The following is a 12,182-nucleotide window of genomic DNA, read 5'->3' as shown; positions in this document are numbered from 1 at the left end:
GACAGCCAGCGCGGTCACCGGACGCCGGCTTGCTTGTGGCTACTGGGCGTGGTTCCGTTGGGGGTACCAGCCACCTTCTCGTACCCGCTGCCCTGGACCCGGTAGCGCATCGACCGATGCACTCCGGAGCGGGGCATTTCCATGTCACAGCTTGTCGCGGACGAACATGATCCGCCACGGCCGCAGCAGCGGTACACGAACCTCTACACCGACCTCCTGACGGCCGTCCGCGAGCTCGGACTACTCAAGCGGCGGCGCGGGTACTACTTCACCCGGATCGGCTTGGTGCTGGCCGCCTTCGCGGCGGTCTGGGTCGGTGTCGGCCTGCTCGGCAACTCCTGGTTCCAGCTCCTGATGGCGGGTGCCCTGGCGCTGGTGCTGACGCAGGTCGCCTTTCTCAGCCACGACAGCGCGCACCGGCAGATCTTCGACTCCGCCGCGTGGAACGACTGGACCGCTCGCCTGCTGGCCGGCGGACTGGTCGGGATGAGCGCCGCGTGGTGGCGGTCGAAGCACAGCCGTCACCATGGGGCGCCGAACCAACTGGGAAAGGACCCGGACATCGCGATCGGGGTAGTCGCGTTCACCCCCGAGCACGTTGCCAAGCGCACTGGCTTCCAGGCGTGGCTGACCCGCCGCCAAGGCTGGCTGTTCTTCCCGTTGCTGACCCTGGAAGGCTTGAGCCTCTACGTCTCGAGCATCCGCCACCTGTTGCGCCGGGGAGCGACCTCGGTCGAGCGCATCGAGGCCGCGATCGTGGTGGGCCGGATCGGCGCCTATCTGGCCGTGCTGTTCATCCTGCTGCCGATCGGCAAGGCCGGCGCGTTCCTCGGCTTGCAGCTCGCCGTCTTCGGGGTCTGCCTCGGCGGTTCGTTCGCCCCGAACCACAAGGGCATGCCCCTGGTGCCGAGGACGATGAAGCTGGACTTCCTGCGGCGCCAGGTGCTGATGTCCCGCAACGTCCGCGGCGGAGTGATGGTCGACTTCGCGATGGGCGGCCTGAACTACCAGATCGAGCACCACCTGTTCCCGAGCATGCCCCGGCCGACGCTCAAGGCGGTCCGGCCGATCGTCCGCGAGTACTGCGCCCTGCATGAGGTGAAGTACACCGAGGTCGGCTTCTTCGCGTCGTACAAGATCGTCGTCGACTACCTGAACAACGTCGGGCTGCGGGCGCGCGACCCGTTCCAGTGCCCACTCGTCGCGCAGAACCGGAACTGATGCACTTTGCCCAGCCGACCTCACCGGTCCACCTCACCGCACGCCTGGCGTCACGATGATTCTTGATGATGACGGCGTGGGCGCCCAGCAGCGGTACGTCAGCCTGTACACGGATCTCCTCCAGACTGTGCGGGAGCTCGGCCTGCTGCGGCGGCGCCAGGGCTACTACCTCACCCGGATCAGCGTGGTCCTGACGGCATTGCTGGCCGTCGCCTTCGGCGTGGTCCTGCTCGGCGACTCCTGGTTCCAACTGGTGCTGGCCGTTGCGCTCGCACTCGTCCTCGTGCAGGTCGCGTTCCTCAGCCATGACAGCGCGCATCGGCAGGTCTTCGACTCCGCGGCCCGGAACGACTGGACGGCACGCATCCTCGCGGGCGCGATCGCCGGCATGAGTGTGACCTGGTGGCGGACGAAGCATTCCAGGCACCACAACGCGCCGAACCAGGTCGACAAGGATCCCGACGTCCAGCTCGAGGCCATCGCCTTCACCCCGGACGCGGTCGCGAAGCGCGGACGACTCGGTCAGTGGTTCGCCGCACGCCAGGGCTGGCTCTTCTTTCCACTGCTGACGCTGGAAGGGCTCGGCCTGCACGCGTCGAGCCTGCGGCACCTGCTGCGCCGGGACGCGAGCCGGCTGGAACGCATCGACGCCGCGGTCGTGGTCACGAGGCTCGCCGGCTATGTAGCCGCGCTCTATCTGCTGCTGCCGGCCGGGAAAGCCAGTGCCTTCCTCGGCCTGCAGCTCGCGGTGTTCGGCGTCTGCCTCGGTGCGGCGTTCGCGCCGAACCACAAGGGCATGCCCCTCGTTCCGGCCGGCATGCGGCTCGACTTCCTCCGCCGCCAGGTGCTGATGTCACGCAACATCCGCGGTGGCGTCCTGGTCGACTTCGCGATGGGCGGCCTGAACTACCAGATCGAGCACCACCTGTTCCCGAGCATGCCCCGGCCCACCCTCCGGCGGGTGCAGCCGATCGTCCGCGAGTACTGCGCCATGCACGGCGTGAACTACACCGAGGTCGGCCTGTTCTCGTCGTACAAGATCGTCGTCGACTACCTCAACAACGTCGGCCTGCACGCCCGGGACCCGTTCCAGTGCCCGCTGGCGGCGGAGCTGCGCTCAGGCCGGCGGGATCTCGCCTGATCCGCGGATGGTGAGCTTCACCGGCACGCGGACCGTCCGGCCGGGGCGATGCGGCTCCGGGAGACGCTCGGTCATCAGCTGGATCGCCGTCCGGGCCATCACGTCGGCCGACTGCGCGACCGCGGTCAGGCCGGGGCTGAGCAGGTCGCCGAGGGCGAGGTCGTCGAAGGAGACCAGCGCGACCCGATCCCGCCGGCCCGCGAGACCGCGGAGGACCTCGGCGGTGGTCATGTTGTTTGCCGACAGCAACGCCGTCGCCGGCTCCGGACGATCCAGTACGGCGGACAGCGTGATGCCGATGCCCTCGGTGGTCGGCTCGGACAGGTGGACCAGGTCCTCGTCCACGTCGATGCGGTGCCGGGCCATCGCGGCCCGATAGGCGACCACGCGCTCGCGGGCGGTGAAGATCCGCTCGTCGTCACCGAGGTACGCGATCCGCCGGTGCCCCTGCCGGACCAGGTGGTCGATCGCCTGGTCGATCCCGCCGGCGTTGTCCGCGAGTACGGCGTCGGCCTCGATCCCGTGGGCCGGCCGGTCGATCGTGACCACGGCCATCCCGGCGTCGACGTGCGGCGCGAGGTAGTCCTGGGTCTCCCCGATCGGTGCCATGATCAGCGCGTCCGGCCGGCGGGCGACGAACTCCAGGCAGACCTCCCGCTCGCGCTCCGGGTCCTCGTCGGTGAGCCCGATCATCACGACCGAGCCCGACGACCGGGCCCACAGCTCGACCGCGCGGCCGAGCGAGGCGAAGAACGGGTCGCCGATGTCGCGGATCACCACCGCGATCGTCCCGGTCTTGCCGCGGCGCAGCATCCGGGCGCTCTCGTTCGGGGTGTAGTTGAGCTCCTTGATCGCGGCCTGGACCTTGGCGGTCAGCTCCGGGCTGACGTTCGGCTCCTCGTTCACCACCCGGGAGACGGTCTTCAGCGCGACCCCCGCCCGGGCCGCGACCTCCTTCATCGTGGGCCGGCGCTGGCCCGTCCCGTTCACTCCGCTGATGGTCATCGCCGGCCCCTCTCTCCCCTGTTGTCTCAGTGCCTCGTGTGAGGCACTCAGCTCTCCACGACGACCGGGATGATCATCGGGCGGCGGCGGTGGGTGTCGCTGACCCACTTGCCGACCACCCGGCGGATCACCTGCTGCAGCTGGTACATGTCGTCCACGCCGCTGCCGATCGCCTTCTCGATCTCCGCCTCGATCTTCGGCTTGAGGTCGTCGAAGACGGTGTCGTCCTCGGCGAACCCGCGTGCCTGGATCTCCGGCCCGGCGGTCAGTTTGCCGGTGACAGAGTCCATCACGGCGATGACCGAGATGAAACCCTCGTCGCCGAGAATCCGGCGATCCTTCAGCGAGGTCTCGGTGATGTCGCCGACGGTCGAGCCGTCGACGAACACGTACCCGCAGTCCACCTTGCCGGCCACCACGGCCTGCCGGTCGATCAGGTCGACCACCACACCGTCCTCGACGACGACCACGTTCTTGGCCGGTACGCCGGTCTGGACGGCCAGCTCCGCGTTCGCGTGCAGGTGCCGGATCTCGCCGTGCACGGGCATCACGTTGCGCGGCTTGACGATGTTGTAGCAGTACAGCAGTTCGCCCGCGCTGGCATGTCCGGAGACGTGCACGAGCGCGTTGCCCTTGTGGATCACGTTCGCCCCGTGCCGGGTCAGGCCGTTGATCACCCGGTACACCGAGTTCTCGTTGCCCGGGATCAAGGACGACGCGAGTACGACGGTGTCGCCCGGCTGGATCTGGACGACGTGATGGTCGTTGGCCGCGATCCGGGACAGCGCCGACATCGGCTCACCCTGCGAACCGGTCGACACCAGCACGACCTGCTCCGGCGGGTAGTTGTCCAGCTCGCGCATGTCGATCAGCGTGTCGCCGGGCACCGTCAGGAAGCCGAGATCACGGGCCACACCCATGTTGCGGACCATCGAGCGGCCGACGTACGCGACCTTGCGGCGGTGCTTCACCGCGGCGTCCATCACCTGCTGCACCCGGTGCACGTGCGAGGCGAAGCAGGCGACGATGATGCGCTGGTTCCTCGCGTTGGTGAAGACCCGGTCCAGCACCGGAGCGATGTCGCGCTCGTTGGTGGTGAAGCCGGGCACCTCGGAGTTGGTGGAATCGACCATGAACAGGTCGACGCCCTCCTCGCCGAGCCGGGCGAACGCGCGCAGGTCGGTGAGCCGGTTGTCCAGCGGCAACTGATCCATCTTGAAGTCGCCGGTGTGCAGCACCGTACCGGCCGGCGTCTTGATCGCCACCGCGAGCGCGTCCGGGATCGAGTGGTTGACCGCGACGAACTCGCAGACGAACGGCCCGATCTGAAGCTTCTCGCCCTCGACCACGGTCTGCTGCGGCACGTTGCGGTGCCGGTGCTCCTTCAGCTTGCCCTCGAGCAGCGCGAGCGTGAGCTGCGAGCCGATCACGGGGATGTCGCCCCGCTCACGCAGCAGGTAGGGCAACCCGCCGATGTGGTCCTCGTGGCCGTGCGTCAGGACCACCGCGACGACGTCGTCGAGGCGGTCCCGGATCGGCTGGAAGTCCGGCAGGATCAGGTCCACGCCGGGCTGGTTCTCGTCGGGGAACAGTACGCCGCAGTCCACGATCAGCAGCTTGCCGTCGTACTCGAACACCGTCATGTTGCGGCCGACCTCGCCGAGGCCGCCGAGCGGGATCACCCGCAAAGCGCCCGGAGCGAGTGGTCCGGGCGCGTCGAGATCTGGATGAGGATGGCTCATGCAATCAGTCCTGCCGTCTTGAGGTCGGTGGTGAGCCAGTCCACTTGTTCGGCGGTCGCCTCAACCAGCGGCAACCGGAGTGTCGCGTGCTCGATGACGCCGGCCAGCTTGAGCGCGGCCTTCACCATGATGGCGCCCTGGGTCCTGGTCATGATCGTCTCGACGGCGGGCACCAGCCGTCGGTCGATCTCCTGTGCGGTGGCGAGGTCGCCGGCCACCACGGCGTCGATCAGTTGCCGGTACTCCGGGCTCGCGACGTGCGCGACGACACTGGCGATGCCGACCGCGCCGATCGCCAGCGAGGCGAGATTCAGCTCGTCGGCACCGCAGTAGTAGAACAGATCGGTGTTCGCCAGCACCTTGGTGGTCCCGGCGAGGTCGCCCTTGGCGTCCTTCACCGCGACGATCCGCGGGTGCTCGGCGAGCGCGATCAGGGTCTCGCTCCTGATCTCCACGCCGGCCCGGCCGGGGATGTCGTACAGGATGTTCGGCAGTCCGGTGGCGTCGGCGACCGCGGTGAAGTGCGCGCGCAGCCCGTCCTGCGGAGGCTTGTTGTAGTACGGCGTGACGACCAGGAGCGCATCGGCTCCGGCGGCCTCGGCCTGCTTCGCGCACTCGATCGTGTGCGCGGTGTTGTTCGTCCCGACACCGGCAATCACCTTGGCGCGGTCCCCGACCGCCGCCAGCACCGCCTGCACCAGCTGGACCTTCTCCTGGTCCGAGGTGGTCGGCGCCTCGCCTGTGGTCCCGTTGATGATGAGGGCATCGTTACCGCGGTCCACCAAATAGGTCGCGACCTTCTGCGCGGCGTCGAGATCGAGCGCGCCATCAGGCCGGAACGGGGTGATCATCGCCGTCGTCAGGCGGCCGAAAGGCGGCGCTGGCGTGGCGGAGGAAGCTGGCGAGGACATGGGGCTCAGATTACCGCTCCGCAGCCTCGGAGAAATGAGTAGGCCTGATGGCTGTCCGCTCGGGGGTCCGGGCAGCCACCAGGCTCACTCGTCCTATCGGGCCTGCCCCGGCAGTCGTTACAGCTTCCACGAAAAAAATCCGGAAAAACTTCTGTGGATACTTTCCGTAGCCGAACCGCTCCGCAGCGTCGATCATTTCAGCGCGCCAGCCAGATCGAGGTTGCGTCGAAGACGTGCTGGACGGCCCGCAATCCGCCAGGAAGCAGCAGTACGCCGGCCGCCAGCAGGAGCGGCGCGATCACCAGGCGCTCGACCCAGCTACCGGTGCTGAAGCGGAGGAGACGCGGGAGCCGGATCTCGTACCAGGTCTCGCCGCGGATCGGCAGCGGCCACAACCACGGGCAGCCGGAGCGAGTGAGAGTGTCACCGAGACAGTGGACGAACATGCCGAGGCCGACCGCCATCCCGATCCAGCCGCCGATCTCCGACAAGCCGGCCTGTACGGCGTCGGCCGTCGTCGTACCGGGCAGCGCCGTACCGAAGACCGACCAGGCCGAGGCGCCAAGGACTGCGAGGACGATCCAGTCGCCGAGTACGTCGGCGGCCAGCACCAGACCGGTGACGGCGACAGCGAGGACCGCCCACTTCCCTCGGTCGCCGAGGCTTGCCGTGAGTACGCCGAGCAGGATCGCGGCGGCCAGTGTGTGGGTCGCGTGGCGATGCCTCCCCGTACTGTCCTCGTCGCGTGGACCCTTGGTGAGGTCGTAGAGGACGCCGGAGAAGGCGCGGATGAGACCGGACATCAGCCGGGTGATCGGTCCGAGCAGCCGGGAAGCGCTCGCGCCCGGGTGATCGAGGTCAGGCAGCAGTGCGTAGCCGGCTGTCGCGGCGGCGAACGGCACCACCTCGGCCACCGACGTCAGCCCGATCAGCGGCGCCACCACCAGCCCGGCGCACCACCCCGACAAGGCATGCGACCGCCCCATCACCGTGCCTCACACTCCCCTCACCCTGGAACGGCTCATCCTTTCAACCGTGGTCCGGTCCTCCACGGAGGCTCGCCCGCCACTGTCGTTTTGCATAATCATGCAGAGGGGTGCATACTTTTCCTGTGTCCAAGGTGCTTACGTCATTGCCGGTTGGTGAGCGGGTCGGGATCGCGTTCTCGGGTGGTCTCGACACGTCGGTCGCGGTCGCGTGGATGCGCGACAGGGGGGCGGTGCCCTGCACGTACACCGCCGATCTCGGTCAGTACGACGAGCCCGACATCGCGTCCGTCCCGGGACGAGCCACGGCGTACGGCGCCGAGATCACCCGCCTGGTCGACTGCCGGGCGGCGCTGGTCGAGGAGGGGCTGGCCGCACTGGCCTGCGGTGCGTTCCACATCCGGTCCGGCGGGCGGACGTACTTCAACACCACCCCGATCGGGCGGGCCGTGACCGGCACGCTGCTGGTCCGGGCGATGCTCGACGACGACGTCCAGATCTGGGGCGACGGGTCGACCTTCAAGGGCAACGACATCGAGCGGTTCTACCGGTACGGCCTGCTGGCCAACCCGCACCTGCGGATCTACAAGCCGTGGCTCGACGCGGACTTCGTCTCCGAGCTCGGCGGCCGCAAGGAGATGTCCGAGTGGCTGGTCACCCACGGCCTGCCGTACCGGGACAGCACCGAGAAGGCCTACTCCACCGACGCCAACATCTGGGGCGCCACCCACGAGGCGAAGACGCTGGAGCACCTCGACACGAGCGTCGAGACCGTCGACCCGATCATGGGCGTCGCGCACTGGGATCCGGCCGTCGAGGTCCCGGCCGAGGACGTCACGATCGCGTTCGAGCAGGGCCGGCCGGTGACGATCAACGGCAAGGAGTTCGGCTCCGGGGTCGACCTGGTGCTGGAGGCGAACGCGATCGGCGGCCGGCACGGGCTGGGCATGTCGGACCAGATCGAGAACCGGGTCATCGAGGCCAAGAGCCGCGGGATCTACGAGGCGCCGGGGATGGCGCTGCTGCACACGGCGTACGAGCGGCTCGTCAACGCGATCCACAACGAGGACACGCTGGCCAGCTACCACAACGAGGGCCGGAAGCTCGGCCGGCTGATGTACGAAGGCCGCTGGCTGGACCCGCAGTCGCTGATGCTGCGGGAGTCCCTGCAGCGCTGGGTCGGTACGGCGGTGACCGGTGAGGTCACGCTGCGGCTGCGGCGGGGCGAGGACTACTCGATCCTCGACACCACCGGTCCGGCGCTCAGCTACCACCCGGACAAGTTGTCGATGGAGCGGGTCGAGGACTCCGCGTTCGGCCCGGTCGACCGGATCGGCCAGCTGACCATGCGCAACCTGGACATCGCCGACTCCCGCGCCAAGCTCGAGCAGTACGCCGGCCTGGGCATGTTCGGCAGCCATAACCCGGCGCTCGCGTCCTCCACCGACCTGATCGGCGCGATGCCGACCGGCGGCGCCGATGCGATCGCGTCCCGCGGCGAGGCCACCGAGGAGGACGAGCTCCTCGACCGGGCCGCGATGGAGTCCGGCACGGACTGATCCGCCCTGAACCCAGCGACCGGCCTTCAGGGGAGGCCGGTCGCTGTCAGGCGTCGTAGTCCAGCGTCACCTTGGGCGTGGTCGGGTGCGACTGGCACGTCAGCACATAGCCGGCCCGGATCTCGTCGGGTTCGAGCGCCCAGTTCGTGTCCATCCGGACCGAGCCGTCGAGCACCTTCGCCCGACACGTGCCGCAGACGCCGCCCTTGCAGGCGAACGGGGCGTCGGAGCGCACCGCCAGCGTCGCGTCGAGGACGGCCTTCGAGTGCTCGCCGAGCGAGAAGGTCGAACGGCGACCGTCGAGGATGACGGTCACCTCGGCGGCGTCCTCGTCCACGACCGTCTCCTCGACCGGAGCCGTCGGGGCCTCGTCGCCGACATGGAAGAGTTCGGCGTGCACGTGCTCACGCGCGACGCCCTCCCCCAGCAGCAACTCCTGCGCACCGACGACCATCGCGTACGGCCCGCACAGGAACCACTCGTCCACACTGTCCAACGGCAGGATCGTCGCGAACATCCGCCGCAACCGCTCCGCGTCGATCCGCCCGCTGAACAGCTCGACCTCGGTCGACTCCCGCGACAACACGTGCACCAGGTGGAGCCGCTCGGCGTATCGGTCCTTCAGATCGGCCAGCTCGTCGGCGAACATCACCGACCCGGCGGTCCGATTGCCGTAGAGCAGGGTCACGCGTGCGCCTGGCTCGGTAGCGAGGATCGTCGCGACCAGCGACAGCACCGGCGTGATCCCGCTGCCCGCGGCAACGAACGCGTAGTGCTTCACGTTCGCCGGGTCGAGCGTCGTACCGAACCGGCCGAGCGGGGTCATCACCTCCAGCTCGTCGCCGACCTTCAGCTCATGCGCCGCGTACGCCGAGAACTCGCCGCCAGGGATCCGTTTCACACCGATCCGCAGGACGCCCGACCCGGCGGGCGAGCAGATCGAGTAGCTCCGCCGTACCTCGTCCCCGGCACGACGGATCGTCAGGTGCTGGCCCGCGGTGAACTCGTACTCCCCCACCAGGTCGGCCGGCACCGTGAACGTGATCGCCACCGAGTCGTCGGTGATGGCCTCGATCGCGGCCACCTTCAACGGGTGAAAGACCGCCCGGCGCCGGGCCACTGTCGTCGTCATCTAGATCGCCTTGAAGTGGTCGAAAGGCTCCCGGCACGCGTTACAGCGCCAGAGGGACTTGCAGGAGGTCGAGCCGAAGCGGCTGAGCTCTGTGGTGTCCGGCGACCCACAGAGCGGGCAGCGGATGGTGAGGGAGAGAGCAACCGGTCCGCCGACGGCGCGTCGTCCGGTGGGCGGCGCGATCCCGTACTCGGTCAGCTTGGCCTTGCCGGCCTCACTCATCCACTCCGTCGTCCACGCCGGCGACAGCACGGTCTCGACCCGCCCGTCGACGTGCAGAGCTTGCAGTGTCAGCTCGACCTCGTGCCGGATCAGATCCATCGCCGGACAGCCGGAGTACGTCGGTGTGATCGTCACGACGACCTCATCGCCCTCGTGCCGCACCCCGCGCAACACACCGAGGTCCGCGATCGTCAGCACCGGCACCTCTGGGTCCAGCACCTCACCGACCGCTTCCCAGATCCTTGCGTCCGAAGAAGTGTGGCCCATAGCCCTCACATCTTCGGACGCAACGGGCTTGTCGGTCACCATGTCGCCCCCGGGTGCGAGCGAGCCACATGCTGCAGCTCCGCGAGCAGATACCCTTGGTGCTCGGTGTGACGCCCCTGACGGCCACCACTGTGCTGGTACGACGCCTCTGGCCGGCTGCACGTGGATTCGTCGATCACTGCCATCACTCGACGCGTCCACTCGTCCTGCAGGGTCGACGGGTCCACTGCGACCGCGAGACGTCGTACCAGGTCGTCGGACTCGAACATCTCGGCGGTGTAAGGCCAGACCGCTTCAAGAGCGGCCTGCATGCGGCTATGGCTCTCGTCGGTGCCGTCGCCGAGGCGCAGCACCCACTGGGTCGCGTGGTCGACGTGGTAGGCGACCTCTTTGACTGCCTTGCCGGCAACACCTGACAGCGTCTCGTCGGCGGACGTCTGGAGCTCGTCGTACAAAAGATGCTGATAGGTCGCGAAGTACAGCAACCGTGCCATCGTGTGGGCGAAGTCACCGGTCGGCAGCTCGCACAGCTGCAGGTTGAGGAAGTCGCGCTCGTCCCGGAAGTAGGCGAGATCGTCCTCCGACCGGCCGGCTCCTTCGACAGAACCGGCGTATTGCAGCAGCGACCGTGCCTGGCCCAACTGGTCCAGCCCGATGTTGCCGAGGGCAACGTCCTCCTCGAGCTGCGGTGCGGCCGCGATCCACTCGGCGGTGCGCTGCGCGGAGATCAGCGCGTCGTCGCCGAGGCGGAGCGTGTACACGAACAGGTCGTTCACAGGTGCTCGACGCCTTCCGGGACCTGGTAGAAGGTCGGGTGCCGGTAGACCTTGTCGCCGGCCGGGTCGAAGAACTCGTCCTTCTCGTCTGGGCTGGACGCGGTGATGTCCGCGGCCCGAACCACCCAGATCGACACGCCTTCCTGACGGCGGGTGTAGACGTCACGCGCGTTCCGCAGCGCCATGGTCGCGTCCGGCGCGTGCAGGCTGCCGACGTGCGTGTGCGACAGACCACGACGGGACCGCACGAACACCTCCCACAGAGGCTCGATCATGCTGCACTCTCCTTGCGAGCGGCCTGCTTCGCCGCATAAACGGCCGCGGCCTCACGGACCCACGCACCGTCCTCGTGCGCCTTGACCCGATGCGCGAGCCGCTGCTGGTTGCACGGGCCGTTGCCCTTCACCACGTCGTACAACTCGGTGTAGTCCGGCTCGGTGAAGCGGTAGTGCCCGGACTCCTCGTCGTACGACAGGCCGTCGTCGGGCACGCGCAGTCCGAGGACGTCGGCCTGCGGGACAGTCATGTCGACGAAGCGCTGACGGAGCTCGTCGTTGCTGTGCCGTTTGATCCCCCACGCCATCGACTGCTCCGAGTGCGTGGACGCGGAGTCGGGCGGACCGAACATCATCAGCGACGGCCACCACCAGCGGTCGAGGGCGTCCTGGGCCATCGCCTTCTGCGCCTGGGTGCCGTTGCACAGCGTGTACAGGATTTCGAACCCCTGCCGCTGGTGGAACGACTCCTCCTTGCAGACCCGGACCATCGCCCGCGCGTACGGCCCGTAGGAGCAGCGGCAGAGCGGGACCTGGTTGACGATCGCGGCGCCGTCGACCAGCCAGCCGATCGCGCCGATGTCGGCCCAGGTCAGGGTCGGGTAGTTGAAGATGCTGGAGTACTTCTGCTTCCCGCTGTGCAGCAGGTCGAGCAGGTCCGCGCGGTCCACGCCGAGCGTCTCGGCCGCGGCGTACAGGTAGAGCCCGTGGCCGGCCTCGTCCTGCACCTTCGCCATCAGGATCGCCTTGCGGCGCAGCGACGGCGCGCGACTGATCCAGTTGCCTTCCGGCTGCATGCCGATGATCTCGGAGTGCGCGTGCTGCGCGATCTGCCGGATCAGGGTCTTGCGGTACCCCGCCGGCATCGCGTCCCGCGGCTCGATCCGGCCGTCGGCGTCGATGGTCGCCTGGAAGCTGTCCATACCGGCAGCATAGCCGAGATGT

General features: G+C 68.4%; 12 protein-coding genes. 3 read left to right on the top strand and 9 right to left on the bottom strand.

Going from position 1 to position 12,182, the window contains the following annotated elements:
- Window positions 1–141 precede the first annotated feature (141 nt).
- Both OG555_RS30160 and OG555_RS30155 read left to right on the top strand, forming a co-directional pair.
- Window positions 142–1,221, top strand: coding sequence for a fatty acid desaturase family protein (locus tag OG555_RS30160; protein ID WP_329475935.1), 1,080 nt, complete (start codon window positions 142–144; stop codon window positions 1,219–1,221).
- Between the two features lie 55 nt (window positions 1,222–1,276).
- Window positions 1,277–2,362 carry a fatty acid desaturase family protein gene (locus tag OG555_RS30155; RefSeq protein WP_329475934.1) on the top strand — a complete coding sequence of 362 codons (1,086 nt, stop codon included), beginning with the start codon at window positions 1,277–1,279 and terminating at the stop codon, window positions 2,360–2,362.
- Here OG555_RS30155 and OG555_RS30150 read toward each other — a convergent pair.
- The 4 genes from OG555_RS30150 to OG555_RS30135 all read right to left on the bottom strand — a co-directional run bounded on the left by OG555_RS30150 (window position 2,339) and on the right by OG555_RS30135 (window position 7,006).
- Window positions 2,339–3,367, bottom strand: a complete 1,029-nt coding sequence (locus tag OG555_RS30150; RefSeq protein ID WP_329475933.1) for a LacI family DNA-binding transcriptional regulator — start codon at window positions 3,365–3,367, stop codon at window positions 2,339–2,341. The two genes, OG555_RS30155 and OG555_RS30150, sit on opposite strands and share 24 nt — an antisense overlap.
- Before the next feature lie 47 nt (window positions 3,368–3,414).
- Window positions 3,415–5,109, bottom strand: coding sequence for a ribonuclease J (locus tag OG555_RS30145; protein WP_329475932.1), 1,695 nt, complete (start codon window positions 5,107–5,109; stop codon window positions 3,415–3,417).
- The gene (gene dapA, locus OG555_RS30140) at window positions 5,106–6,020 is read right to left on the bottom strand and encodes a 4-hydroxy-tetrahydrodipicolinate synthase (protein ID WP_329475930.1); all 915 of its coding nucleotides are present in this window, start codon (window positions 6,018–6,020) and stop codon (window positions 5,106–5,108) included. The genes OG555_RS30145 and dapA overlap by 4 nt, the downstream gene beginning before the upstream one ends.
- A 197-nt stretch (window positions 6,021–6,217) precedes the next feature.
- Complete coding sequence (locus tag OG555_RS30135) at window positions 6,218–7,006, bottom strand: metal-dependent hydrolase (RefSeq protein WP_329475929.1); 789 nt, start codon at window positions 7,004–7,006, stop codon at window positions 6,218–6,220.
- A gap of 125 nt (window positions 7,007–7,131) precedes the next feature.
- On the opposite strand from OG555_RS30135, the gene argG reads away from it, so the two are divergent.
- The gene (gene argG / locus OG555_RS30130; RefSeq protein ID WP_329475928.1) at window positions 7,132–8,565 is read left to right on the top strand and encodes an argininosuccinate synthase; all 1,434 of its coding nucleotides are present in this window, start codon (window positions 7,132–7,134) and stop codon (window positions 8,563–8,565) included.
- Window positions 8,566–8,611: 46 nt separating this feature from the next.
- Here argG and paaE read toward each other — a convergent pair whose 3' ends face one another.
- From paaE to paaA, 5 genes are read right to left on the bottom strand one after another with little or no spacing between them, the layout of a single operon-like run.
- Window positions 8,612–9,697, bottom strand: coding sequence for a 1,2-phenylacetyl-CoA epoxidase subunit PaaE (gene paaE, locus OG555_RS30125; protein ID WP_329475927.1), 1,086 nt, complete (start codon window positions 9,695–9,697; stop codon window positions 8,612–8,614).
- Window positions 9,698–10,186, bottom strand: a complete 489-nt coding sequence (gene paaD / locus OG555_RS30120) for a 1,2-phenylacetyl-CoA epoxidase subunit PaaD (protein WP_329475926.1) — start codon at window positions 10,184–10,186, stop codon at window positions 9,698–9,700.
- 35 nt (window positions 10,187–10,221) lie between these two features.
- Entirely contained in the window at window positions 10,222–10,962 is a 741-nt protein-coding gene (gene paaC, locus OG555_RS30115; protein ID WP_329475925.1) for a 1,2-phenylacetyl-CoA epoxidase subunit PaaC, read from the bottom strand.
- Entirely contained in the window at window positions 10,959–11,237 is a 279-nt protein-coding gene (gene paaB, locus OG555_RS30110; protein ID WP_131351625.1) for a 1,2-phenylacetyl-CoA epoxidase subunit PaaB, read from the bottom strand. Before paaB ends, paaC begins: the two co-directional genes overlap by 4 nt.
- Window positions 11,234–12,160, bottom strand: a complete 927-nt coding sequence (paaA, locus tag OG555_RS30105; protein ID WP_329475924.1) for a 1,2-phenylacetyl-CoA epoxidase subunit PaaA — start codon at window positions 12,158–12,160, stop codon at window positions 11,234–11,236. The genes paaB and paaA overlap by 4 nt, the downstream gene beginning before the upstream one ends.
- Window positions 12,161–12,182 lie beyond the last annotated feature (22 nt).

The organism is Kribbella sp. NBC_01484 (assembly GCF_036227145.1).
GTDB lineage: Bacteria > Actinomycetota > Actinomycetes > Propionibacteriales > Kribbellaceae > Kribbella.
Note: the sequence above shows the minus strand (reverse complement) of the source record. Positions and strands in the feature narration are given on the sequence as shown.